The organism is Agromyces sp. NPDC055520, from assembly GCF_053619715.1.
Window position 1 is genome coordinate 63,706 of sequence record NZ_JBSHJY010000002.1, and the last position, 23,836, is coordinate 87,541.

The following is a 23,836-nucleotide window of genomic DNA, read 5'->3' on the forward strand; positions in this document are numbered from 1 at the left end:
GCTATGGTCATCGGAAGCCCGCCAGCTGATGAAGGGAAGCGAGCCCAGCATGTCTCAGAAGAATCCCCGTGGAAACTCCGACAAGAAGCAACCGCAGCTCTCGCTGAAAGAGAAGCGAGCGCAGAAGCGCGAGAAGTCCGAAGACGGCTTCATCAAGGCACGCAAGCGCTGATCACGTACGCGCTGATCGGTACGCGCTGATCCGCGCACGATGCTTCGTCAGTGCTGCAAGCAGGCGCTGACGCACAAGCGCTGACGCGACGCGGCCGGAGGCGGGCAGACACTCCCTCCGGCCGCGTCGTCGTCTCGCCTCCGCACGGGTTCGGACCCGTTCGGGCTCACACCCGCTCGAGCAGCACCATGACCTCGAAGTGCGTCGTCTGCGGGAACATGTCGAACACCCGCCCGCGCACCGGCCGCAGTGACGGCATCGCCTCGAGGTCGCGCGCGAGCGACGCCGCGTTGCAGCTCGAGTAGAGCACGTGGTGAACCGGGGAGGCCTCGAGCCACGCGCTCAACTCCCGCCCGATGCCCCGGCGCGGCGGGTTCACGACCACGAGATCGGGAGCCGTCTCGGCGCCGAGAGCATAGGCGGTGGCATCGCCGGCTTCGAAGCGCACACGCGAGAGCGCAGCATCCGTTCGGCTGAGTTCTGCGCTCGCGACCGCCTCGACGCTCGTCTCGATTCCGGTGACGGATGTCTCGGCGCCCGCGATGTGCAGGGCGAAACCTCCGACGCCCGAATAGAGATCCCAGGCCGAGTCGGGCGCGAGTGCGCGCACCCAGTCGCGTGCCTCGCGGTAGAGCGCCTCGGCGATCTCGGTGTTGGTCTGGAAGAAGCTCTGCGGGCGCAGGTGCATCGTGACCTCGCCGAGCCGCATCGGCAGCGTCTGGGCCTCGGTGAAGACGATCTCGTGCTCGCCCTCGAGCACGGCCTTGTGCTCGGGCAGCACGTTCGCGGTGACGACGCGGGCGTTCGGCAGTTCGGCGAGGAGCCACGGCAGGTGCTTGCGGATGCGCCCGATCGGCTCGGTCGAGCGCACGACGAAACGGATCATGAGTTCGCCGTCGGGGGACTCGGTGAGGATCAGATGCTTGAGCTCGCCCCTGCGGCTCGGCACGTCGTAGGGCGTGAGTCCGGCGCGCGTGATGAACGCGGAGATCACCGGGAACGCCGCACGGTGGCCGGGGGAGCAGATGCCGCACGCCTCGAGGTCGATGCCGTGGCCGTCGGCGTCGAGGATGCCGATCGTCGGAGCCGCCGTCGTGCCGCCGATCACCATCTTCGCCTTGTTGCGGTAGCCGTCTTCGCGGCTCGCGATCGGCGGCAGCCAGTGGAGGCCGTCGTGCGCCTGCAGGAGGTCTTCGGCATGCCGCTGCTTGTCGGCGAGCTGCCTCGCGTAGGGCTGCCCCATGAGCGAGCACGACATGCAGCGCCCGGCGTCGAAGTAGGAGCAGTCCACGGGTTCCAGCGTAGGCGCGGATACGGTGGTCGGGTGAGCGCCGACGACGATCGCCCCCGTGCCCCTGGAGAGCTCGTGCGCGTGCGCGCGACGAAGTGGGACGGCCTGCCGCACTGGGAATTCGACGGGGGCTGGCTCGGCAGCGACGCGCACGGCGACTGGGTGGGCTTTCCGGCGGGCACCCGGTTCGCGCGGCCGGGGCACGCGTTCACGGCGACGTGGGACTCGGTGACGCTCTTCCCGCGCGCGGGCTGGGCGGCCGGGTTCAACGCCGGGCATCCGCGGGGGCTCGGCATCTACGTCGACCTCGCGACGGTTCCTGAATGGCGAGCGGATGCCTCGGGCTCGACGGGCTCGACGGTTCCGACGGGCTCGACGGGCCCGACCGGCTGGACGGTCTCGTACGTGGACCTCGATCTCGACGTCGTCGAGCGCGCGGGTGTGCCGGCGTTCATCGACGACGAAGACGACTTCGCCCAGCATGCGGTGGCGTTCGGATACCCGCCCGAGCTCGTCGCACAGGTGCGCGCCGATGCCGACGCGGTGCTCGGGTCCGTGCAGCGGCGGGAGCCGCCGTTCGACGGTGCGACGGCCGCGGGGTGGGTCGGGCGCCTTGCGAAACTCGGGCGACTCGACTGAGCTGTCAATATGCGTCATCGCAGATATCTACGGATTCTGTGGCATCAGTGACCACATCTCTCGAACGCGTGACGGAGTCACTGGCTGAGCTCACGCGTCGTGTGCAGGCGCTGCAGGCAAGGTGCGCTGCTGAACTCGCGAGTCGCTCACGTTCCGGCGGCGATGACGACATCGCTCGCCGTCATGGTTTCTCCTCTCCCGAGCGATTGATCGCGGCGGCCACGGGCGGCCGGTTCAGCGAGGCCGCCAAGCTGGTGGCGGTGGGGAGGCGACCGCATTGCGGGCCTCGTTCACCGGCGAGACACTGCCGGCGCGGCATCCGCATCTGGCTGCGGGTCTGGAGGCCGGTTCGTTGTGCGTCGACGCCGCCGACACGATCCGCCGGTTCCTCGACGGGGTCGCCATGCGCGCCGATCGAATCGAACTGGGTGAGGCCGAGCGGTTTCTGGTCGAGCGGGCGCCGACGGTCGGAGTTGATGGGCTCACCCGATTGGTCAAGCAGCTGCAGGCACGACTCGACCCCGACGGCGTGAAGCCGCGCGAAGACGAGCTGCGTTCGCAGCGGGGCCTGCGCATCTGGGAGGATCGCGCCGGCATGATCCAGCTGCAGGGCGCGTTCGACCCCGCGAACGGAGCACCGATCAAACTCGCCGTCGAGGCGCTCGTCGGTGCCGAATTTGCACCGGGCCCGTGACGCGAAGCGCGGCTTCGGCACGGCCGGCACGGGGTTCGACGCGGCAGCGGGCGTGGCGGGCGATCCCGAGGCCGGTGGCAGCGGCCGTGAGGGTGTGGGCACCGAACCCGATGAGCTCTTCGACGAGCAGCGCACGATCGCCCAGATGAACGCCGATGCCCTCGCCGACATCGCGCGGCTCTCACTCGGGGCGAAGCAAGCGCCCGCGGCGCTCCGGCAGGCCACGGTGGTCGCGCGCATCGACGCCGAGTCGCTGGCGACGGGTCACGGGCACGCCACGATCGACGGTATCGATCAGCCCGTCTCGGTCGCGACCGTGCGAGAGCTCGCGATGTCCGCCGGCATCAGCCCCGTGCTGCTCGGTCGCCATGCGGAGCCGCTCGCACTCGGTCGTGCGGCCCGGTTGTTCACGCCGGCGCAGAAGCTCGCGCTCATCGAGCGCGACGGCGGCTGCGCGTGGCCCGCGTGCAACAGACCGCCATCGCACACGCAGGCGCATCACATCAGATGGTGGAAGCGACACAAGGGGCGCATCGACCTCTCGAACGGCATCATGTTGTGCTCGCACCATCATCATCGCGTGCACGACGACGGCTGGGTCATCACCGTGCGCGACGGGCAGACCTGGTTCACGCCGCCGCTGCACCTCGACCCGCAGCAGCGACCGCGCCCGGGCAATCGACGGCATCCGTCGATGCGTGTGGGGAGCGGCGCGGTCGTGGCTCGCGCCGCGGCAGCCTGACGCCGTCGCGCTCCGACCTCAGGCCCCGGCGGCGCCGGCAGCCCCCGGCTCGAAGCGATAGCCCATGCCGGGCTCCGTCAGGAAGAACCGCGGCTCCGACGGCGTCGGCTCGAGCTTGCGGCGCAACTGGGCGACGTAGAGACGCAGATACCCGGCGTCGTTCGCATGGAACGGTCCCCACACCTCGCTCAGCAGCATCTGCCTCGTGAGCAGCTTGCCCGGGTTCTTGAGGAACAGCTCGAGCAGTCGCCACTCGGTCGGTGTCAGGCGAACGGATGTCGCGTGCCCCGAGGCATCCGTCGACCTGATGGTCTTCGCGGCGAGGTCGACGGCGAGCGGGCCGATCGAGTACGCCGCGGCATCCGCTTCGCCGCTCGTCGACCGGGCGCGAGCGCGGATGCGGGCGAGCAGTTCGTCCATCGCGAAGGGTTTCGTCACGTAGTCGTCGGCGCCGGCGTCGAGGGCGTCGACCTTCTCGGCCGAGTCGGTGCGGCCCGAGAGCACGAGGATCGGCACCTTCGACCACGCGCGCACCGCCCGGATGACGTCGATGCCGTCGACCTTCGGCATGCCGAGGTCGAGGAGGATCAGGTCGGGGTGCGCGTTCGCAGCCAGGTCGATCGCCTCGGCGCCATCGCGGGCGGCGACGATCTCGTAGCCGCGCGCCGCGAGCGTGATGCGCAGCGCGCGCTGCAACTGGTCGTCGTCGTCGGCGAGGAGGATCCTCATCGCGGCTCCTCTGAGGTCGATGGCGGTGGCGGTGGCGGTGGCGTTGGCGTGGGCGTGGGCGCGGGCGTGGCCGAGGGCAGGGTGACGACCATGGTCAGGCCGCCGCCGGGCGTGTCCTCGACCTCCAGCGTGCCGTCCATCCCCTCGACGAAGCCCTTCGACAGGGCGAGCCCGAGACCGAGTCCCGTGTCGTTGTCGGTGTCGCCGAGGCGTTGGAACGGCGTGAACACCTCGTCGCGCCGTTCGACGGGGATACCGGGCCCGCGGTCGACGACGCGCAGCTCGGTGCGGCCCTGGAATGAGCTCGCGGCGAAGCGCACGCGCTCGCCGTCGGGGCTGTGCCGCACGGCGTTCGCGAGCAGGTTCACGACGACGCGCTGCAGCAGCACGCCGTCGGCGAGCACCGGGTCGAGCTCGTCGGCGAGGTCGAGCTCGATCTCGCCCGGTCCGAGCGCGAGTTCGTCGAGGGCGGGGAAGACGACGTCGGCGACCTCGGTCGGGGCGAGGGTGACGGCGAGCGCCCCGGCCTGCACCCGGCTGACGTCGAGCAGGTTGGTGACGAGCTCGGCGAGGGCGTCGAGGCTCTCGGAGGCGGTCGCGAGCAACTCGTCGCGCTCGGCGGCGGGCAGCTCGACTTCGCGGGAGCGCAGGGCGCTGATGGCGGCCGACGCCGAGGTGAGCGGGCGCCGCAGGTCGTGGCCGACGGCGGCGAGCAGGGCCGAACGCACGCGATCGGTCTCGACGAGGGCGTCGGCCGCCGAGGCCGCGGTGGCGAGCGCGCCGTGCTCGATGGCGGCATCCATCTGGGCGGCGATGACCTGCAGCAACCGGCGTTCCGACGCCTCGAGGTCTTGCCCGTGCAGCTCGAGCACGCCGCGCTCGCCGATGGGGATGCCGGTGACGTGGTCGTCGCTGGCGGGCTCGCCGTCGGCGACCCGGGTCTCGCCGTCGACGAGCAGGCGCACACCCGTGAGTCCGAATGCCTCGCGCGTGCGGGTGACCATCGCCTGCAGCGCGTCTTCACCGCGCAGCACGCTGCCGGCGAGCGTCGCGAGCAGCTGCGACTCGGCGGCCGCACGCCGGGCGACACGCGTGCGGCGGGCGGCCTGGTCGACGACGTAGCTCACGAGCAGCGCGTTGGCGACGTAGAAGACGAGGGCCAGGAACTGGCGGGGGTCGCTGATCGTCAAGGTGTGGATCGGTTCGACGAAGAGGAAGTTGAGGGTGAGGCCCGAGAGCACGGCGGCGAAGAGGCCCGGCCAGATGCCGCCGATCAGGGCGACGACGATGACGAGCAATTGGTAGGCCAGCACGTCGCTCGTGATCGAGGTGTCGGTGTGGAAGACGACGAGCAGCCAGCTGAGCAGCGGACCGGCGATGAGGGCCACGGCGAAGCCGACGAGCAGCCGCTGCCGGCTGAGCGCCCCGCCGAGTTTCGGGAGGGAGAACCCCGAGCCCGCGGCCGCGTGCGTGACGATGTGCACGTCGATGTCGCCCGACTCGCGGATCACGGTCGCACCGATGCCCGGCCCCGTGAACGCCGCGGCGAGCCGCGAGCGGCGGCTGACGCCGATCACGAGCTGCGTGGCGTTCGCCGCCCGTGCGAAGTCGACGAGCGCGCGCGGCACGTCTTCGCCGACGACCTGGTGGAAGGTGCCGCCGAGTTGGTCGACGAGTGTGCGCTGGCGATCGAGGGCACCAGGATGCCGCGCGCGCATGCCGTCGGGATTCGTGACGTGCACCGCGATGAGCTCGCCGCCTGACGAGCGCGACGCGATGCGGGCGCCGCGGCGCAACAGGGTCTCGCCCTCGGGGCCGCCGGTGAGGGCGACGACGACGCGTTCGCGGGCCTCCCACGTGCGGTCGATGCCGTGCTCGACGCGATAGGCCTTCAGGGCGGAGTCGACCTCGTCGGCCAGCCAGAGCAGCGCGAGCTCGCGGAGCGCCGTGAGGTTGCCGAGCCGGAAGTAGTTCGAGAGTGCTGCGTCGATGCGTTCGGCCGGGTAGACGAGGCCGCCCGCGAGGCGATCGCGCAGCGCCTGCGGGGCGAGGTCCACGACCTCGATCTGGTCGGCCGCCCGCAGTACGGCGTCGGGGATGGTCTCGCGCTGGGCCACCCCCGTGATCTGCTGCACGACGTCGCCGAGCGACTCGATGTGCTGGGTGTTGACCGTCGAGATGACGTCGATGCCGGCCTCGAGCAGCTCGTCGACGTCTTGCCAGCGCTTCGCGTGCCGGGAGCCGGGGGCGTTCGTGTGCGCGAGTTCGTCGACGAGGGCGATCTCGGGCCGGCGCGCGAGCACCGCGTCGAGGTCCATCTCGTCGAGTCCCATGCCGCGGTGCTCGACCGTGGTTCGCGGCACCACCTCGAGGCCGGCGACCATCGACGCCGTCGCCTTTCGCCCGTGCGTCTCGACGAAGGCGACGACGACATCGTGGCCCTCGCCCCGCAGCCGCCGGCCCTCTTCGAGCATCGAGTAGGTCTTGCCGACGCCGGGAGCGGCGCCGAGCAGGACCCGAAGCCGCCCCCTTCGCATCGTGCTAGCCCTTCAGCTCTGCGAGGGCGAGGTTCAGCTGCAGCACGTTGACGGTGGGCTCGCCCAGGTACCCGAGATCCCGTGCCTGAATCCTAGACTCCACGAGTTCGCGCACCTCGGATTCGGGCAGGCCGCGCTCGCCGGCGACCCGCGCCACCTGCAGCAGGGCGTACTCGGGGCTGATGTGCGGGTCGAGGCCCGACGCCGACGCGGTGACGGCATCCGCCGGGACATCCGCTTCGGAGACGCCGTTGAACTCGGCGACCTGCGCCTTGCGCTCCTCGATCGCCGCGATGAGGTCGGCGTTCTCGGGGCCCTGGTTGCTGCCGCTCGACGCACCGCCGTCGTAGCCGTCGCCGGCCGCCGACGGGCGGGGTTGGAACCATTCGGGCAGCGGGTTGCCGTCGGCATCCGTGAACGACTGGCCGATGAGGCTCGAGCCGACGATCACGCCATCGGCCGATCTCACGACCGAGCCGTTCGCCTGGGCGGGCAGCACGAGCTGGCCGATGCCCGTGACGACGATCGTGTAGGCGACGCCGAGCACGAGCGTGAAGATGAGCATCGCGCGGACCGCGACCCAGTGGGTGCGTACCGCCGTGCGTGTGGAACTCATGACTCTTGGTTTCCTTTCGAAGGAGTTTCGGTGGTCGAGTAGGCCCGCCAGGGCCGTATCGAGACCTAGAAGCCCGGGATGAGGCTGACGACGAGGTCGATCAGCTTGATGCCGATGAAGGGGGCGATGATGCCGCCGAGGCCGTAGATCAGCAGGTTCCTGCTGAGGATCGCGGACGCGCCGCCGGCCTTGTACTTCACGCCGCGGAGCGCGAGCGGAATCAGGATCACGATGATGATCGCGTTGAAGATGATCGCCGACAGGATCGCCGAGGCGGGGGAGTGCAGCTGCATGATGTTCAGCACCGCGAGCCCCGGGAAGACGCCCGCGAACATCGCCGGGATGATCGCGAAGTACTTCGCGACGTCGTTGGCGATCGAGAACGTCGTGAGCGCCCCGCGGGTGATGAGCAGCTGCTTGCCGATGCGCACGATCTCGATGAGCTTCGTCGGGTCGCTGTCGAGGTCGACCATGTTGCCGGCCTCCTTCGCGGCCGACGTGCCGGTGTTCATCGCGACGCCGACATCGGCCTGCGCGAGCGCCGGGGCGTCGTTCGTGCCGTCGCCCGTCATGGCGACGAGGTTGCCGCCCGCCTGCTCGCGCTTGATGAGCGCCATCTTGTCTTCGGGGGTCGCTTCGGCGAGGTAGTCGTCGACGCCCGCCTCGGCAGCGATGGCCTTCGCGGTGAGCGGGTTGTCGCCCGTGATCATCACGGTGCGGATGCCCATCGCGCGGAGCTCGGCGAAGCGCTCGGTGAGGCCGTCCTTCACGACGTCCTTCAGGTGCACGACGCCGAGGAGGCGCGCCTCGCCGTTCGCGTCCTTCGCGGCGACGACGAGCGGCGTGCCGCCGCTGTTCGAGATCGCCTCGACGCGCTGCTCGAGATCGTCGAACGTGCTCGATGCGATGCGGCCGGAGCCCTCGACCCACGCGATGACGGCAGAACCTGCACCCTTGCGGATGCTCGAGCCGTCGGGCAGGTCGAGCCCCGACATGCGGGTCTGCGCCGTGAACGGCACGACCTCGCCGGCGGGCGCGTCATCGAAGCGGATGCCGCGCTCAGCCGCCAGGTCGACGATCGACGATCCCTCGGGGGTCGGGTCGGCCAGCGACGCGAGGGCCGCTGCACGCTCGAGCTCGGAGACCTCGACGCCCGGCATCGGCACGAACTCGCTCGCGCGGCGGTTGCCGTAGGTGATGGTGCCGGTCTTGTCGAGGAGCAGTGTCGTGACGTCGCCCGCCGCCTCGACGGCACGGCCCGACATCGCAAGCACGTTGCGCTGCACGAGACGGTCCATGCCCGCGATGCCGATGGCCGAGAGCAGGGCGCCGATCGTCGTCGGGATGAGGCAGACGAGCAGGGCGATGAGCACCGGGATCGAGACCGGTGCTGCTGCGTACGAGGCGATCGGGTTCAGCGTGAGCGTGACGATCACGAAGATGATCGAGAGGCTCGCGAGCAGGATGTTGAGCGCGATCTCGTTCGGCGTCTTCTGACGCGAGGCGCCCTCGACGAGCGCGATCATGCGGTCGACGAAGGTCTCGCCGGGCTTCGAGGTGATGCGCACGACGATGCGGTCGGACAGCACGCGGGTGCCGCCCGTGACCGCCGAGCGGTCGCCGCCCGACTCCCGCACGACCGGCGCTGACTCGCCCGTGATCGCCGACTCGTCGACCGAGGCGATGCCGTGGATGATGTCGCCGTCGCCCGGGATCGGCTCGCCCGCCGTCACGACGACGACGTCGCCGAGCCGGAGGTCGCCCGAGGAGATCTCCTCTATCGAGGTGCGTTCGGCCGCGGCATCCGCGACCCCGTCGTACGCCGTGACGCGGCGGGCGATCGTCGACGTGCGGGTCTGCCGCAGGGTATCGGCCTGCGCCTTGCCGCGGCCCTCGGCCACCGACTCCGCGAGGTTCGCGAAGAGCACGGTGAGCCAGAGCCAGACGGCGATCGCCCAGGTGAACGAGAGCGGCACGGCCGTGCCGCCCGACGAGCCGTTGCCGCCGGCGAACGGCTCGGCGATCGCGAGCACGGTCGTGAGCGCGGCGCCGACCTCGACGAGGAACATGACGGGGTTGCGCCACATCTGCCTCGGGTCGAGCTTCGTGAACGCACCCGGTAGGGCCTGCGCGATCTGCGCGGGCCCGAAGGCGCCGGCGGGGCGCTTCGAGGGGGAGCCCATCTGACGAGGGGTGTGCTCCGTCACGGATTCAGGTGCCGACGGCTCAGGGGCCGAGGCAGTGGAGACGATGGACATTTCAGTTCAGCCCTTCAGCCAGGGGACCCAGCGTGAGAACGGGGAAGTACGTGAGTGCGGTCACGATGACGGTGACGCCGACGAGGAGGCCGACGAACTGCGGCCGGTGGGTGGGCAGTGTGCCGGCGGTTGCGGGCACCTTGTCCTGCGCGGCGAGGGAGCCGGCGAGAGCGAGCACGAGCACGATCGGGATGAACCGGCCGAGCAGCATCGCGACGCCGAGCGCGGTGTTGAACCACGGGGTGTTCGCCGTGAGGCCGGCGAACGCCGAGCCGTTGTTGTTCGACGCGCTCGTGAACGCGTAGAGCACTTCGCTCATGCCGTGGATGCCGGGGTTCCAGATCGAGACCGACTCGACGTCCTCGCGAATTCCGGGGATCGCGAACGACAGCGCGGTGCCCACGAGCACGAGCGTCGGCGTGACGAGGATGTAGAGGCTCGCGAGCTTGATCTCGCGCGGTCCGATCTTCTTGCCGAGGTACTCGGGCGTGCGGCCGACGAGCAGGCCCGCGATGAACACCGCGATGATCGCGAGCACGAGCATGCCGTACAGGCCCGAGCCGACACCGCCGGGGGCGACCTCGCCGAGCATCATGTTGAGCATCGGCATCATGCCGCCGAGGGCGGTGAAGGAGTCGTGCATCGAGTTCACGGCGCCGGTCGAGGTGAGCGTCGACGTGGTGCCGAAGAGCGCCGAGCCGAAGATGCCGAAGCGCGCCTCCTTGCCCTCGAGTGCGCCGCCGGCGAGTTCGGGTGCTGTGCCGTTGCCGCCCGATTCGAGCGCGCTCAGTGCGAAGAGCGAGATCACGTAGAGCGTCGCCATGACGGCGAGGATCGCGTAGCCCTGCTTGTTCGAGCCGACCATCCTGCCGAAGGTGCGGGGCAGGGCGAACGGGATCGCGAGCATGAGCACGTTCTGGAAGAGGCTCGTCCAGGCGGTCGGGTTCTCGAACGGGTGCGCGGAGTTCACGTTGAAGAAGCCGCCGCCGTTCGTGCCGAGCAGCTTGATGACCTCCTGCGAGGCGACCGGACCACCGGGCACGTTCTGCGTGTTGCCGGCGAGCGTCGTGATCTCGGTGAAGCCGTTGAAGTTCTGCACGACGCCGCCGATGAGCAGCACGATCGCGCCGATGACCGAGAGCGGCAGCAGCAGGCGGAACGAACCGCGGAACAGGTCGACCCAGAAGTTGCCGATCGTGCCGGAGTTCGCTCGTGCGAATCCGCGCACGAGCGCCACGGCCACGGCGATGCCGACGGCCGCAGAGACGAAGTTCTGCACGGCGAGGCCCGCGAGCTGCACGGTGTAGCCCATCGTGAGCTCGGGGGAGTACGACTGCCAGTTCGTGTTCGCGACGAAGGACGCAGCGGTGTTGAACGACAGCCCCTCGGGCACGGCCGGCAGGCCGAGCGAGTAGGGCAGCACGGCCTGGGCGCGCTGCAGCACGTACACGAACAGCAGGCCGATGACCGAGAAGGCGAGCACGCCCCGGAGGTACGCGGGCCACGACTGCTCGGAGCGCGGGTCGACGCCGATGAGGCGGTAGAGACCGCGTTCGACCTTCCAGTCGCGATCGCTCGAGTAGAGGCGCGCCATGTAGTCGCCGAGCGGGCGGTAGAGGAGGGCGAGGATCAGGGCGAGCGTGGCCGCCTGCATGACGGCGAAGAGCACGTCCATGCCGGTGATGCCGCCCATCAGAACCGCTCCGGTTTCACGAGGGCGTACACGAGGTACACCACGGCGGCGACACCCAACGCGGCAGCGAGGAGTTCGAAGAAGATCACAGCTTCTCGACCCCCCTGGCGATGAGGCCGACGAGTACGAACACGGCGATGATGCCGAGAATGTAGACGACGTCGAGCACGAAGACTCCAGGTTCGGGAGTTCCGCAGGCCGCGGGGCGCGGCGGGCGGTCAGTTTTCACTGCGCTAGCGATGCAACACCCGAGCGGATGCCGCGTGGCCGATCCTCATGGAGCCCTAACGCCTCATCGGGCGATCCGAATGCGCCGCTCACGCGTGCGGCCGCGGCGCCCGCGGCACGCTACGTTTGGCACATGAACGCGGCGGACACCATCTCGGTCATCGCCGAGGTCATCGGATGGTTCGCGCTCGCCGCGGGACTCGTGTGCCTGCTGCTCGCGCTCCTCATCCGGCTCGCCGACGGTCGCTGGATCCGCACCGAGGCGGTCGTCATCGACGGCGACGGCGACGGCGACGGCACCAACGGCACCGTCGTGCGCTGGTTCACGGACGACGGCTTCCAGTCGCGGCCGCTCAGCGCAGAAGAGCGTGCCCACGTCACCCGCCCCGACGAAGAGCCCGCGTTCTACAAAGAGCGCGAGCCCTACCGCCTGCGACTCCACGAGCCGCCGCAGGGCCGACGCGTGATCCGCATCCTCGGCATCGTCTTCATCGGCATCGCCGCGGCCTCGGCCGTCATCGGCACCGTGCTGATGTTCGTCGGCTGACGACCCGGCTGAGGCCTATTCGAGCGCCGCGAACCGCTCGATGTCGCCCTCGGTGCCCGAGACGATGATGAGGTCGTGGTTGGACACCACGGTGTTCTCGGTCGCGTAGGTGAACGGCTTGCCGGGGCTCTTCACGCCGACGACGGTCACGCGGTACTTGGATCGCACGCCCGACTCGGTGAGGTTCTTGCCGCGGATCGGCTTCGGCGGGTACATCTTCACGAGGGCGAAGTCGTCGTCGAACTCGATGAAGTCGAGCATGCGACCGCTCACGAGATGCGCGGTGCGCTCGCCGGCCTCGCGCTCGGGGTAGATCACGTGGTTCGCGCCGATGCGCTGCAGGATCTTGCCGTGCGAGGCCGAGATCGCCTTGGCCCAGATCTGCGGGATCTTCAGGTCGACGAGGTTCGCCGTGATGAGTACCGACGCCTCGATCGACGACCCGACCGCGCACACCGCGATCGAGAAGTCCTGCGCGCCGATCTGCTTGAGCGCGTCGATCGACTTCGCGTCGGCGACGACGGCGTGGGTGACCCGCTCCGACCACTTCTGCACGAGCGTCTCGCTCTCGTCGACGGCGAGCACTTCGCGGCCGAGCCGGTCGAGCTGGCCCGCGGTCGCGGCTCCGAAACGGCCGAGGCCGATCACGAGCACCGGGGCGTCGTGCCTGATTCGATCAACCAACGATGGGCCTCTCTTCCGGACGCTTGAACAACTGCCGGCGCTGGCTCGCCGCGAGGGCCGCGGCGAGTGTCACTGTACCAACCCGCCCCATGAACATCGTGGCCGCCATGACGTAGACGCCCTCGGGCGGCAGTTCGGCCGTGAGGCCGGTCGACAGGCCGCATGTCGCGAACGCCGAGATCACGTCGAAGAGCACGTAGTCGAAGGGCTGCTTCGTGATCTGCAGGATCGCGATCGACGAGACCGCGACGATCGTCGCGCCCCAGAGCACGACGCTCACCGAGAGGCGCAGCATGTCGCGCGGGATGCGGCGGCCGAACGCCTCCATCGAGGGTGCGCCGCGGGCCTCGGCGAACGCGGCGAGGAACAGCACGGCGAGGGTCGTGACCTTGATGCCGCCGGCGGTCGACGCCGAGCCGCCGCCGATGAACATGAGCATGTCCGAGACGAGCATGCTCGAGCCGTTGAGGTCGTGCATGTTGATCGTCGCGAACCCGCCCGATCTCGTCATCACCGACATGAAGAACGACTGGAAGACGGTCGGCCCCGCGTCGAGCTGGCCGTAGGTCTTCGGATTGCCGTACTCGAGCAGCAGGAACATCGCGGCGCCGGCCACGAAGAGGATCGTCGTCGTCGCGAGCGTCAGCTTGACGTGCACACTCCAGCGATGCGGATGCCGCCAGGCCCGGGCCAGCGCGAAGATGACGGGGAATCCCAGGCTGCCGAGGAACACGCCGAGCATGAGCAGCGACTGGAACCAGTAGTCGCCGACGAGCGGTTCGAGGCCGCCCGGGTTCGGGCTGAACCCCGTGTTCGTGAAGGCCATCGCCGAGTAGTAGAAGCTGTACCAGAACGAGTGCCAGGCGTCGTATCCCGTCGCGAGCATGCTCGGGATCATGCCGATCGCGATCGTCACCTCGATGACGAGGGCGCTGATCGCGACGGTCGCGAGCAGCCCGCCGACCTCGCCGAGCCGCACCGCCTGGCGTTCGGAGACGGGGCCGACGTGGATGCGCGACGGGTTGGAGTCGCTCGCCGCGATGAGCTTGGCGCGGAGGCCCAGACGGCGCGAGATGACCATGCCGAGGATCGACGCGAGGGTCAGCACGCCGACGCCGCCGATGTTGACGCCGATGAAGACGAGGGTGTTGCCGAGCGGCGACCAGTGCGTGGCCATGTCGACCGTCGAGAGGCCCGTGACGCAGATGACCGAGACGGCCGTGAACACCGCGTCGTGGAGGGGCGTGATCCGCCCGTCGGCGCTCGCGATCGGCAGCGAGAACAGCACCGTGAACAGCACGATGAGCGCCGCGAAGATGAGGATGGCGAACCTCGACGGCGAGTGCTTCATGAGGGCGTCGACGGCGTCGCGAACCCTGCCGAGCCACGACCGGCGGTCGACTCGGCCGAGCCGACCCAACGGCTGTGCGCGCATCGAGCCCCCTCTGTGCCGTCACCGAACGCGTGAGTCATGGTACTCCCCGCCGGGAGTGACTAGCCTTGGGGCATGGCGGACATCTTCGACGTGGTGGCGGATTCGACGCGGCGCGACATCCTCGCCGTACTCCTCGAACGCGAGGCGGAGGTGCCGTCGTCGGGCGGCGAGATCAGCGTCTCAGAGATCGTGAGCGCGCTCGGCGCGAGTCAGCCGACGGTCTCGAAGCACTTGAAGGTGCTGCGCGAGTCGGGCCTCGTGGCGGTGCGCGAAGAGGGCCAGCACCGCTTCTACAAGCTCGATCGCACGCCGCTCGAGACCCTCGAAGACTGGCTGATTCCATTCATGTCGACGGATGCCGCGGCAGACGCGGCGACGCTCGCGAACGCCGGCGCGTCCGCGCGCGAAGAAGCGGCGCTCAACGAAGAGCAGTTCGCCTTCGCCTCGGCGATCGGCAAGGCCTTCGCCGAGACCGCCCACCAGGTCACCGCCGTCGTCAAGCGCAAGTAGGCGCACCCCGCGGGCGAGCGCTCACGCCACGAGCGCGAGGACGAACGCGAGGCATGCCGCGGTCGCCGTGATCGTGCGCACGTGGTTCCACGCGACCCAGCCCGGGCGGAACGCCTGCCAGGCGTCGGCGAGCGCCGCGGCATCCGCTGCCGAAGGTGTTGCCAAGCGGTTGTTGCGCGGCACGTTCGCGCCGCCCGTGACGCCGACCACGCCGACGAGGTAGAGCGCCGCCCCGGCGAGCGACCACCACGTCGCGCCCTCGGGTTCGCCGAGGACGGCGAAGACGACGAGTGCCGCGACGACGAGCGCCGTGCCGAAGATCGCGAGCATGAGCGGTGCCCGCACCGCGGTGACGTTGATCTCGCGCATCGCCCGTGCCGCGTCGGCCGCGGGCAGGCGGGCGAGGCCCTGGGTGACGAAGCCCGAGAAGGCGAAGAAGACGCCGGCGACGATGCCGGTGCCGAGCGTTGCGATGATGAGCGGTACTTCGACGAGTGCGGTCATGCGCCCAGTCTGCCGGTCGGGTTTCGGCGAGCTCAACCGGCGGGGTCAGCGCAGCGGCTTGATCATCTCGAGCTCGAGCCCGCCGGGCGCGAGATCGTACTCGCGACTGCGGCCGGTGAGCGTGAAGCCGAGCTTCTCGTAGAACCGGATCGCCCGCGGGTTGCCCTCGTGCACTTCGAGCCGAAGCGTGCCGCCGAACCCGAGCGCCCACTGCTCGACCGCCTCGAGCAACCGCCGCGAGACGCCGGCGTCGTCGCCGCGGTGGTCGGGTGCGACGTAGACGCCGACGAGCATCGGGCCCGACGCGGCATCCGGAATGTAGCCGCCCATGTGGCCCACCCAGCGCTCGCCGGCGATCGCGACGATCGAGGTCTGACCGTGCGTCGTGCCGCGGGCGGCACGCGCACGCCAGGCCGCCTCGTCGACCTCGAGGGCCCTGGCGAGCGTCTCGCCGTAGGCCAGCGGAGTGTCGCGCAGCATCTCGAGGCGCAGTGCGCGCACGGCCTGCCAGTCGGCTTCCTCGGTGGTTCGGAACACGGGGTCGGGGCGGGTCATCCCTCGACGGTAATGCACGGGGCGAGGGCTGCCGTCTCGATCCGGTAGACTACCCCGAGGCTTTCTGGCCTCCGGCCGCGGCACGCGCGTCCGACTCGATCTTTTCTGTGAGGTTCTGATGGGTTCCGTCATCAAGAAGCGCCGCAAGCGTATGGCGAAGAAGAAGCACCGCAAGCTGCTTCGCAAGACGCGCCACCAGCGTCGCAACAAGAAGTAGTCCTTCGAGACTCGGCTGAGCGTCAGGCCCTGCGGCCTGGCGCTTTTCGCTGTGCCCGGGCGACGGTGGTCGAGTAGGCGCGCCAGCGCCGTATCGAGACCCGGCCTACGATCGACATATGCCCCGCGACATCCGTCTCACCCTCATCGGCAAGCCCGGCTGCCACCTCTGCGACGACGCGCGGGAGGTGGTCGTGGCCGTCATGGCCGAGATCGAGGCGACGGATGCCCCGCCGCGCATCGTGCTCGACGAGCGCTCGATCCTCGACGACGACGAACTGCGCGCCCGCTACGCGGAAGAGATCCCCGTCGTGCTCATCGACGATGTCGTGCACAACTACTGGCGCATCGACCCCGTTCGGCTGAAGGCGGCGCTCGGCGCCGTGGTGCGAGCGCCGGTGACCCCGCAGGCCTGAGCCCGGCGCTCAGGCGTCGCGGGCGCAGCGGAAGCCGATGTGCGTCGTCGCCGAGTCGTCGGCCTGCGGAGACCGGGCCGCCGGGCGGTAGCGCAGGCAGTAGTCGGGCGAGCACAGGTGCGAGCCGCCCTTGAGCACGCGGCGGGGGATGCGCGAGCCCGGTTCTGCGGATGCCGCGGCGAGCAGGTTCGGGCGACGTTCGGCGTCGACCGCCTCGACACCGGGCGGGTTGTGGCGCGCGGTGTAGAAGTCGGTGGTCCACTCCCAGACGTTGCCGGTGACGTCGAAGAGGCCGTAGCCGTTCGCCGGGAACGTCATGACGGGCGAGGTACCGACCCAGCCCTCGGCGCCCGTGTTGCGGTAGGGGAACGAGCCCTGCCAGCGGTTCACCATGAGCCGGCCGCCCGGGAACTCCTCGTCGCCCCACGCGAAGCGTGCACCGTCGAGCCCGCCGCGAGCGGCGAACTCGGACTCGGCCTCGGTGGGCAGGCGCTTGTCGACCCACGCGGCGTAGGCCGAGGCATCCTCGAAGCTCACCTGCACGACCGGGTGGGTGGGGCGGTCGGCGAGCGCGTCGACGACGGCACCTTCAGGGGTCACCGTGCCATGAGAAGCGGATGGTGCGGGGCCGAACGGATGCCGCCAGCTCGCGCCCTCACCCCAGCGCCACCACTGCCGCCACTCGCGCAGGTCGACAGGGCCCGCAGTGGGCGTGAAGACGAGCCCTCCCGGAACGAGGTCGGCGGGGTCGACGCCCGGGAAGTCCGCCGGGTCCATCGGGCGCTCGGCGACGGTGACGTAGCCGGTCGCCTCGACGAATGCGGCGAACTGCTCGTTCGTGACGGGGTGCACGTCGAGTTCGAACGAGTCCACCGTGCGCTCGTGCACCGGGGTCTCGTCGGCGTAGAACTCGTCGGAGCCCATGCGGAACGTGCCGCCCTCGATGCGGATCATGGGCGTCGTCGCGCTGTCGCTCGTCACCCTCAGAGCCTACGTCGTACGCGGGTCAGGGGAGCAGGCGCGTCGGGCCGCGGAAGAGGTACGTCGTCTCGCGGATCGAGTGCTCGTCGAGCATGAGCATCAAGACGCGGGCGAGGCCCATGCCGAAGCCGCCGTGCGGGGGCACGCCGTAGCGGAAGAAGTCGAGGTAGAACTCGAGCTCCTCCGGGTCCATGCCCTTGTCGAGGGCCTGCGCGGTGAGCACGTCGATGCGGTGCTCGCGCTGCGCGCCCGTCGAGATCTCGACGCCGTTGTAGATGAGGTCGTACGAGTTCGTGAGGCTCGGGTCGCCCTCGTGCCGCATGTGGTAGAACGGCCGGATGCTCGACGCGTAGTCGGTGAGGAAGACGAAGTCGTGGCCGAACGCCTCTTTCACGTACGCCGAGATCTGGCGCTCGCCTTCCGGGTCCATGTCGTCGTCGGCGCGGGGGATGACGTAGCCGCGGTCGGCGACGATCTGCTTCGCCTCGGCGAGCGGGATGCGCGGGAACGGCCGCGTCGGCACCGCGAGCTCGATGCCGAACAGCTCGGCGATCTCGGCGCCGTGCTTGGCGACGACGGCCTCGAAGCCCGCGACGAGCAGCTCTTCGTGCAGGGCCATGACGTCTTCGTGCGAGTCGATCCAGCTGATCTCGGTGTCGACCGAGGTGAACTCGGTCGCGTGACGCGAGGTGAACGAGGGGTCGGCGCGGAACGCGGGCCCGACCTCGAAGACGCCGCCGAAGCCGGCCGCCTGCGCCATCTGCTTGAAGAACTGGGGGCTCTGGGCGAGGTACGCCTTGGTCTCGAAGTACTCGACCTCGAACAGCTCGGCGCGCGACTCCGACGCCGAGGCCATGAGCTTCGGGGTCTGGATCTCGATGAGGCCCTTCTCGACCCAGACACCGCGGAGCGCGTGCAGGAACGTGGTCTGGATGCGGAAGATGAGGGCCTGCTTGGGGTGGCGCAGGTCGAGGAAGCGCCAGTCCATGCGCTTGTCGAGGCTCGAGTCGGCGGCGATCGGCGTCTCGGGGTTCGCGGCGGTGACGATGTCGAGGGTGGCGAGCTTGACCTCGAGGCCGCCGAGTTTCACGCGCTCGTCGTGCTTCAGCTCACCGGTCACGGTGATGAACGAGCCGTGCGCGAGCGCCGAGATGGCCTCGGTCGTCGCCAGGCGAGCGGCGTTCCCTGAGCTCGTCGAAGGGGCCTCGGGGTCGCCCTGCTGGCTCTCATCGAGTTCCCGCGTCGCGGGGTTCACGAGCTGCACGGCACCCGACTCGTCGCGAAGGATGACGAACTGCACCTTCTTCTGATCGCGCACGGTTTCGACCCATCCGGACACGGTGACGGGGCCGTCGGGGAGCGCGGCGAGGTTCTTGACGAGGGTGCGGGTGTTCACGATCGTCCATCCTACCGGTGGGGGTTCGCGACCCGTTCTGTCGACGTCGGCACAGCGGGCATAGGGTGGCGGAAGGCACGCGGCCGTGGGGGCCGCGCGTCGCAGCATCGGGGGGAGCGGGGTCATGGACGGAAGCGATCGACGGGTGCCGATCGACGCGCAGCAGGTTGCGGCACCGCTCACACGGTCGGCCGTCTTCCTGGTGGTGACGATCCCGTCGCGCGACGATGCGCTGAGCGCCGTGCTCGAGGTGATCGCCGGCATCGACGACCTCGTCAAGTCCGTCGGATTCCGCGACCTCGGGGGCAATCTCTCGTGCGTCGTCGGCATCGGCTCGGATCTCTGGGACCGGCTGGGTCGAGCCGACCGGCCGGCGGAGCTGCGCCCCTTCACGCAGATCGAGAACGGGGAGCATCGCGCACCGGCGACCCCGGGCGACCTGCTGTTCCACATCCGCGCCGATCGGGCCGACTTCTGCTTCGAGTTCGAACGACTGCTGCTCGAGCAGCTCGGCGATGCGGTCGAGGTGGCCGACGAGGTCATCGGCTTCCGCTACTTCGACGCACGGGACCTGCTCGGGTTCGTCGACGGCACCGCGAACCCGTCGGGCGCGGGCATGACCGAGGCGACGCTCATCGGCGACGAGGACCCGGCGTTCGCCGGCGGCAGCTACGTCGTCGTGCAGAAGTACCTGCACGACCTCGCCGTCTGGAACGCGATGACGACCGAGCAGCAGGAGGCGGTGATCGGACGGCGGAAGGCCGACAACCTCGAACTCGACGACACCGAACCGCAGCGGGCGCACAAGACCCTCGCGACGATCACCGGCGACGACGGCGTGGAGTTCGAGATCCTGCGAGACAACATGCCGTTCGGCAGCCCCGCAGCGGGTGAGATGGGCACCTATTTCATCGGGTACTCCCGTCGCCTGTGGGTCATCGAGCGGATGCTGCAGCGCATGTTCCTCGGCGACCCGCCGGGTTACCACGACCGCATCCTCGACGCGTCGACCGCGACGACGGGCGGCACGTTCTTCGTGCCGCCGCTCCACCTGCTCGAGGCGCTCGCGGGCGCCGACTGACGATCGACGTGCGCCGGCGGCGACGGCGAGCGGCACGCTCGGCGGTTTCATAGGGAGGCGCTCTCTAGACTGGAAGCCGTGCCGGCCGACCAGATCCATCTCGTGCGCCATGGCGAGGTGTTCAACCCCCAGGGTGTGCTCTACGGGCGACTCCCGGGCTACGGCCTCTCAGACCTCGGCCACCGCATGGCGCAGTCCGCCGCCGACGACCTCGTCGCCCGCGACCGCCCGGTCGCAGCGCTCGTGGCATCGCCCCTGCAGCGCACGCAGGAGTCCGCGGCTCCCATCGCCGCGACATTCGGTCTCGCCCCGCGGCTCGACGAGCGGGTGATCGAACCCGAGAACCGGTTCGAGGGCAAGCGCCTGCGCGGCGAGGGCGGCGCGCTCCGCGACATCCGCAATTGGCCGTTGCTCGTGAACCCGTGGCGACCCAGCTGGGGCGAGCCGTTCCGCTCGATCGCCGACCGCATGCTCGCCGCGATCGACGACGCCTGGCGGTCGGCCGACGGCGGCGACGTCGTGATCGTGAGTCACCAGCTGCCGATCTGGATGGTGCACCGGCGCCTCGCGGGCGACTCGCTCGCGCACGACCCCCGGCATCGGCGTTGCGCGCTGTCGAGCATCACGACGCTCGAACGACGCGGCGAACCGTTCGTCGAGGTGGGCTACACCGACCCCGCGGCGGGACTCGCCGCACAGGCCACAGACGTAGGAGCAGTGTGATGAGGTCTCGATACGCTCGCTTCGCTCGCTACTCGACCAGCGTCGCGGCGGTGGCCGTGGCATCCGCGCTGTTGCTGACCGGGTGCACGAGCGATCCGCTCGCCGAGCAGTTCCGCGAGGGCAGCGGCAAGAACTACATCGCCGGCGATGGCACGATCACGGTCTACGACGCGGCCGACCGCGGCGAGCCGATCGAATTCGCCGGCGAGACCGTCGAGGGCGAGCAGTACGACTCCGCCGATGACGCGGGCAAGGTGCAGGTCGTCAACTTCTGGTACGCGGGCTGTGCTCCGTGCCGGGTCGAAGCGCCGATTCTGCAAGAGGTGCACGAGGCCGTCGACGCCGACGAGGTGAGCTTCGTCGGCGTGAACGTGCGCGACCAGGCCGGCACCGCAGCGCCCTTCGAGCAGGACTACGGCATCACCTACCCCTCGGTGCTCGACGTCGAGACCGGTGAGGCGCAGCTCGCGTTCGCCGGCCGGGTGCCGCCCGCCGCCGTGCCGACGACGATCGTGCTCGACCAGAACGGCAAGGTGGCCGCGCGCGTGCTCGGCCAGCTGAAAGACGCGTCCATTCTGCAGACGATTATCGACGACCTCCTCGCCGAGCAGGCCTAGCGCATGGGCGCGGGCGAGATCGTGCTGAACGGGCAGTTGCTCGCGGCGATGCCGATCGCGCTCGCCGCCGGGCTGGTCTCGTTCCTCTCGCCGTGCGTGCTGCCGCTCGTGCCCGGGTACCTGGGCTACCTCGGCGGCTTCACGGATGCATCCGCTGACGCCGTCACCGAACGCAGGAACCGCCGGCGGCTGCTGCTCGGCGTGCTGCTCTTCATCGCCGGGTTCACGGTGGTGTTCGTGAGCTTCAACCTCGTCGCGGGGTTCGCCGGCTCGTGGCTCGTGCGCTACGCCGACGTGATCGTGCGCATCGCGGGCGTGCTGCTCATCCTCATGGGGCTCGTCTTCATCGGCCAGTTCACATTCATGCAGCGCACGATCAAGCCGTCGTGGCGCCCGGCGACCGGGCTCGCGGGCGCGCCGCTGCTCGGTGTGGTCTTCGGCCTCGGCTGGACCCCGTGCATCGGCCCGACCCTCGCCGTCGTGCTCGCGCTCAGCGCCGACTCCGCCTCGGCCGGCCGTGGCGTGCTGCTCGGCCTCGCGTACTGCGTCGGCCTCGGCATCCCGTTCCTGCTCGTGGCAGCCGGCTTCAGCTGGGTCACGGGCTCGCTCTCCTTCCTCCGTCGCCACATCCGTGCGATCAACATCGCGGGAGGTGCGCTGCTCATCGTGATCGGCGTGCTCATGGTGACGGGCATCTGGTCGATCTGGATGTACGAACTGCAGGCGGTGATCACGGGTTTTGTCCCCGCAATCTGACCCCGGCGCGCCGTCGCGGCCCGCCGACCACATCGACTCGACCGCGGCCGACCCCGGCGAGACGCCCGTCAACCAGCCGAAGCTCGGCTTCGTCGGCTGGCTGCGCTTCGCCTGGCGCCAGCTCACGAGCATGCGCACCGCGCTGCTGCTGCTGCTGCTGCTCGCGATCGCCGCGGTGCCCGGCTCGCTCGTGCCGCAGCGTTCGAGCGACCCCAACGGCGTCACGCAGTACTTCGACGACAACCCGAGGCTCGCACCGATCCTCGACGGCTTCCAGATGTTCGACGTCTACACCTCGGCCTGGTTCTCGGCGATCTACCTGCTGCTCTTCGTCTCGCTCATCGGCTGCATCATTCCGCGCACGAAGCACCACTTCGAGGCGCTGCGGGCCAGGCCGCCGCGCACGCCGGTGCGGCTGTCGCGGCTCGCGGGGTACACCGAGCGCGCCCTTCCGGTCGATCTCGATACGCGTGCTCCTTCGTCGCTCGCTACTCGATCAACGGAGAGCGCTGCGGCAGCGATCGACTCCGCTGCGAAGCAGCTGCGGCAGGCGGGCTACCGCGTCGAGCGGTACGAGCTGCGCGGCGAGCCATCCGTCTCGGCCGAGCGAGGCTACCTGCGCGAGACCGGCAACCTGGTCTTCCACACGGCCCTCGTCGGTGTGCTCGTGGCCGTCGGCTTCGGCGGCGGCTTCGGCTTCTCGGGTCAGCGCGTGATCGTCGAGGGGCAGACCTTCGTGAACACGCTCGCGGCCTACGACTCGTTCAACCCGGGGCGCTTCTTCACCGACACGAGCCTCACGCCGTACGGCCTGACGCTCGAGAGCCTCGACGCGGTCTACGAGACGCGCAACCAGCATGCGATCGGCCAGCCCATCGACTTCACGGCCCACGTGACCGTGCAGGGGCAGGGCGGCGAGCCGGAAGAGCGCACGGTGAAGGTGAACGAGCCGCTCTACACGCACGGCACCGACGTCTACCTGCTCGGAAACGGCTATGCGCCGACGATCACGGTGCGGAACGCCGACGGGGACGTCGTCTTCACCGACGCCGTGCCCTTCCTGCCGCAAGACGCGAACCTCACCTCGATCGGTGTCGTCAAGGTGCCCGACGGCATGCCCGAGCAGCTCGGCATGGTCGGCTTCTTCTACCCGACGCAGACCGAGCTCACCTCGGGCGCCTACACCTCGAGCTACCCCGACCTGATCCTGCCGGTGCTGACGCTCAACGTCTACGAGGGCGACCTCGGCATCGACGAGGGCGCGCCGACCTCGGTGTACACGCTCGACCCGTCGACCATGCAGCAGCTCACGGGCGGCAAGACGGGCGTCGACTCGATCGAACTGCAGCCCGGCGAGACCGCCGAACTGCCGAACGACCTCGGCACGGTGACCTTCGACGACGTGACGCCGGGCGCCGCGCCCGCCGCCGACACCGACGCGGCCGACGCCGACGCCGCCGACGCCGACGCCGACGCGGCCGACGCCGACGCGCAGCGCGACTACTCGCAGAGCGTCTCGCGCTTCGCGAGCTTCGACATCCACCACGACCCGACGCAGATGTGGGTGCTCGCCTTCGCGGCGCTCATCCTCGGCGGGCTCCTCGTCTCGCTCTTCGTGCCGCGCCGGCGCATGTGGGTCAAGGCCGTGACGAAGGCCGACGGCAGCGTCGTGCTCGAGTACGCCGCGCTCGCCCGCGGCGACGACCCCGGACTCGACGACGCCGTGGCGGCGTTCGCCGACAAGCACGCCGGGCCCGCCCGGCCGCCCGCACCCGCCGAAACCGCAGGTGCCACCGAGAAGTCTTCGACGTAAGGT

Annotated in this window: 27 protein-coding genes; 13 read left to right on the forward strand and 14 right to left on the reverse strand. The window is 69.8% G+C overall.

Features of this window, described 5'->3' with window-relative positions:
* Positions 1-49: 49 nt before the first annotated feature.
* Positions 50-172 (forward strand): hypothetical protein, encoded by a 123-nt coding sequence (locus ACWGST_RS01945; protein WP_452044953.1) that lies wholly within the window; start codon positions 50-52, stop codon positions 170-172.
* Positions 173-338: 166 nt separating this feature from the next.
* Here ACWGST_RS01945 and rlmC read toward each other — a convergent pair whose 3' ends face one another.
* Entirely contained in the window at positions 339-1,463 is a 1,125-nt protein-coding gene (gene rlmC, locus ACWGST_RS01950) for a 23S rRNA (uracil(747)-C(5))-methyltransferase RlmC (RefSeq protein ID WP_452044954.1), read from the reverse strand.
* Positions 1,464-1,496: 33 nt separating this feature from the next.
* Between rlmC and ACWGST_RS01955 the strand changes: the two genes are divergently transcribed.
* The 3 genes from ACWGST_RS01955 to ACWGST_RS01965 all read left to right on the forward strand — a co-directional run bounded on the left by ACWGST_RS01955 (position 1,497) and on the right by ACWGST_RS01965 (position 3,538).
* A complete protein-coding gene (locus ACWGST_RS01955; protein WP_452044955.1) occupies positions 1,497-2,102 on the forward strand; it encodes a DUF402 domain-containing protein in 606 nt (201 codons plus the stop codon).
* A gap of 277 nt (positions 2,103-2,379) precedes the next feature.
* On the forward strand, positions 2,380-2,796 hold the full coding sequence (locus ACWGST_RS01960; RefSeq protein WP_452044956.1) for a DUF222 domain-containing protein: 417 nt from the start codon (positions 2,380-2,382) through the stop codon (positions 2,794-2,796).
* Positions 2,771-3,538 (forward strand): DUF222 domain-containing protein, encoded by a 768-nt coding sequence (locus tag ACWGST_RS01965; protein WP_452044957.1) that lies wholly within the window; start codon positions 2,771-2,773, stop codon positions 3,536-3,538. The genes ACWGST_RS01960 and ACWGST_RS01965 overlap by 26 nt, the downstream gene beginning before the upstream one ends.
* 18 nt (positions 3,539-3,556) lie before the next feature.
* Here the strand turns inward: ACWGST_RS01965 and ACWGST_RS01970 are convergent, their stop codons facing one another.
* The 7 genes from ACWGST_RS01970 to ACWGST_RS02000 all read right to left on the reverse strand — a co-directional run bounded on the left by ACWGST_RS01970 (position 3,557) and on the right by ACWGST_RS02000 (position 11,600).
* Positions 3,557-4,267 (reverse strand): response regulator, encoded by a 711-nt coding sequence (locus ACWGST_RS01970; protein WP_452044958.1) that lies wholly within the window; start codon positions 4,265-4,267, stop codon positions 3,557-3,559.
* Positions 4,264-6,804, reverse strand: coding sequence for an ATP-binding protein (locus ACWGST_RS01975; protein ID WP_452044959.1), 2,541 nt, complete (start codon positions 6,802-6,804; stop codon positions 4,264-4,266). The genes ACWGST_RS01970 and ACWGST_RS01975 overlap by 4 nt, the downstream gene beginning before the upstream one ends.
* 4 nt (positions 6,805-6,808) lie before the next feature.
* On the reverse strand, positions 6,809-7,420 hold the full coding sequence (gene kdpC, locus ACWGST_RS01980) for a potassium-transporting ATPase subunit KdpC (RefSeq protein WP_452044960.1): 612 nt from the start codon (positions 7,418-7,420) through the stop codon (positions 6,809-6,811).
* Positions 7,421-7,485: 65 nt separating this feature from the next.
* On the reverse strand, positions 7,486-9,603 hold the full coding sequence (kdpB, locus tag ACWGST_RS01985; RefSeq protein WP_452045062.1) for a potassium-transporting ATPase subunit KdpB: 2,118 nt from the start codon (positions 9,601-9,603) through the stop codon (positions 7,486-7,488).
* Positions 9,604-9,679: 76 nt separating this feature from the next.
* On the reverse strand, positions 9,680-11,353 hold the full coding sequence (gene kdpA, locus ACWGST_RS01990) for a potassium-transporting ATPase subunit KdpA (RefSeq protein WP_452045063.1): 1,674 nt from the start codon (positions 11,351-11,353) through the stop codon (positions 9,680-9,682).
* 17 nt (positions 11,354-11,370) lie between these two features.
* Positions 11,371-11,460, reverse strand: coding sequence for a potassium-transporting ATPase subunit F (locus ACWGST_RS01995; protein WP_022891167.1), 90 nt, complete (start codon positions 11,458-11,460; stop codon positions 11,371-11,373).
* Entirely contained in the window at positions 11,457-11,600 is a 144-nt protein-coding gene (locus ACWGST_RS02000) for a hypothetical protein (protein WP_452044961.1), read from the reverse strand. The genes ACWGST_RS01995 and ACWGST_RS02000 overlap by 4 nt, the downstream gene beginning before the upstream one ends.
* Positions 11,601-11,732: 132 nt before the next feature.
* Between ACWGST_RS02000 and ACWGST_RS02005 the strand changes: the two genes are divergently transcribed.
* Positions 11,733-12,146 (forward strand): hypothetical protein, encoded by a 414-nt coding sequence (locus tag ACWGST_RS02005; protein ID WP_452044962.1) that lies wholly within the window; start codon positions 11,733-11,735, stop codon positions 12,144-12,146.
* A gap of 15 nt (positions 12,147-12,161) precedes the next feature.
* Here the strand turns inward: ACWGST_RS02005 and ACWGST_RS02010 are convergent, their stop codons facing one another.
* Entirely contained in the window at positions 12,162-12,830 is a 669-nt protein-coding gene (locus ACWGST_RS02010; RefSeq protein WP_056655554.1) for a potassium channel family protein, read from the reverse strand.
* Complete coding sequence (locus tag ACWGST_RS02015) at positions 12,823-14,265, reverse strand: TrkH family potassium uptake protein (protein ID WP_452044963.1); 1,443 nt, start codon at positions 14,263-14,265, stop codon at positions 12,823-12,825. Before ACWGST_RS02015 ends, ACWGST_RS02010 begins: the two co-directional genes overlap by 8 nt.
* A gap of 72 nt (positions 14,266-14,337) precedes the next feature.
* Between ACWGST_RS02015 and ACWGST_RS02020 the strand changes: the two genes are divergently transcribed.
* Positions 14,338-14,775: an ArsR/SmtB family transcription factor gene (locus tag ACWGST_RS02020; RefSeq protein ID WP_452044964.1), complete on the forward strand. Its 438-nt coding sequence runs from the start codon at positions 14,338-14,340 to the stop codon at positions 14,773-14,775.
* Between the two features lie 21 nt (positions 14,776-14,796).
* Here ACWGST_RS02020 and ACWGST_RS02025 read toward each other — a convergent pair whose 3' ends face one another.
* Both ACWGST_RS02025 and ACWGST_RS02030 read right to left on the reverse strand, forming a co-directional pair.
* The gene (locus ACWGST_RS02025; protein WP_452044965.1) at positions 14,797-15,279 is read right to left on the reverse strand and encodes an anthrone oxygenase family protein; all 483 of its coding nucleotides are present in this window, start codon (positions 15,277-15,279) and stop codon (positions 14,797-14,799) included.
* A 45-nt stretch (positions 15,280-15,324) separates the two neighbouring features.
* Positions 15,325-15,834 carry a GNAT family N-acetyltransferase gene (locus ACWGST_RS02030; RefSeq protein ID WP_452044966.1) on the reverse strand — a complete coding sequence of 170 codons (510 nt, stop codon included), beginning with the start codon at positions 15,832-15,834 and terminating at the stop codon, positions 15,325-15,327.
* A 118-nt stretch (positions 15,835-15,952) separates the two neighbouring features.
* Between ACWGST_RS02030 and ACWGST_RS02035 the strand changes: the two genes are divergently transcribed.
* Positions 15,953-16,051, forward strand: a complete 99-nt coding sequence (locus ACWGST_RS02035; RefSeq protein WP_003792170.1) for a 30S ribosomal protein bS22 — start codon at positions 15,953-15,955, stop codon at positions 16,049-16,051.
* Between the two features lie 118 nt (positions 16,052-16,169).
* Entirely contained in the window at positions 16,170-16,466 is a 297-nt protein-coding gene (locus tag ACWGST_RS02040; RefSeq protein ID WP_452044967.1) for a glutaredoxin family protein, read from the forward strand.
* 9 nt (positions 16,467-16,475) lie between these two features.
* On the opposite strand, the gene ACWGST_RS02045 is transcribed toward ACWGST_RS02040, so the two are convergent.
* Together ACWGST_RS02045 and aspS are read right to left on the reverse strand one after the other, a co-directional pair.
* Positions 16,476-17,420, reverse strand: a complete 945-nt coding sequence (locus tag ACWGST_RS02045) for a formylglycine-generating enzyme family protein (protein WP_452045064.1) — start codon at positions 17,418-17,420, stop codon at positions 16,476-16,478.
* A gap of 52 nt (positions 17,421-17,472) precedes the next feature.
* Entirely contained in the window at positions 17,473-18,843 is a 1,371-nt protein-coding gene (gene aspS, locus ACWGST_RS02050) for an aspartate--tRNA(Asn) ligase (protein ID WP_452044968.1), read from the reverse strand.
* Positions 18,844-18,967: 124 nt separating this feature from the next.
* Between aspS and ACWGST_RS02055 the strand changes: the two genes are divergently transcribed.
* The 5 genes from ACWGST_RS02055 (at position 18,968) to resB (ending at position 23,833) form a co-directional block, all read left to right on the forward strand.
* Positions 18,968-19,924: a Dyp-type peroxidase gene (locus tag ACWGST_RS02055; protein ID WP_452044969.1), complete on the forward strand. Its 957-nt coding sequence runs from the start codon at positions 18,968-18,970 to the stop codon at positions 19,922-19,924.
* 78 nt (positions 19,925-20,002) lie between these two features.
* Positions 20,003-20,647: a histidine phosphatase family protein gene (locus tag ACWGST_RS02060; RefSeq protein WP_452044970.1), complete on the forward strand. Its 645-nt coding sequence runs from the start codon at positions 20,003-20,005 to the stop codon at positions 20,645-20,647.
* A complete protein-coding gene (locus tag ACWGST_RS02065) occupies positions 20,647-21,264 on the forward strand; it encodes a TlpA family protein disulfide reductase (protein WP_452044971.1) in 618 nt (205 codons plus the stop codon). Before ACWGST_RS02060 ends, ACWGST_RS02065 begins: the two co-directional genes overlap by 1 nt.
* 3 nt (positions 21,265-21,267) lie before the next feature.
* Complete coding sequence (locus ACWGST_RS02070) at positions 21,268-22,020, forward strand: cytochrome c biogenesis CcdA family protein (RefSeq protein WP_452044972.1); 753 nt, start codon at positions 21,268-21,270, stop codon at positions 22,018-22,020.
* A complete protein-coding gene (gene resB / locus ACWGST_RS02075; RefSeq protein WP_452044973.1) occupies positions 22,004-23,833 on the forward strand; it encodes a cytochrome c biogenesis protein ResB in 1,830 nt (609 codons plus the stop codon). Before ACWGST_RS02070 ends, resB begins: the two co-directional genes overlap by 17 nt.
* The last annotated feature ends 3 nt before the right edge of the window (positions 23,834-23,836 follow it).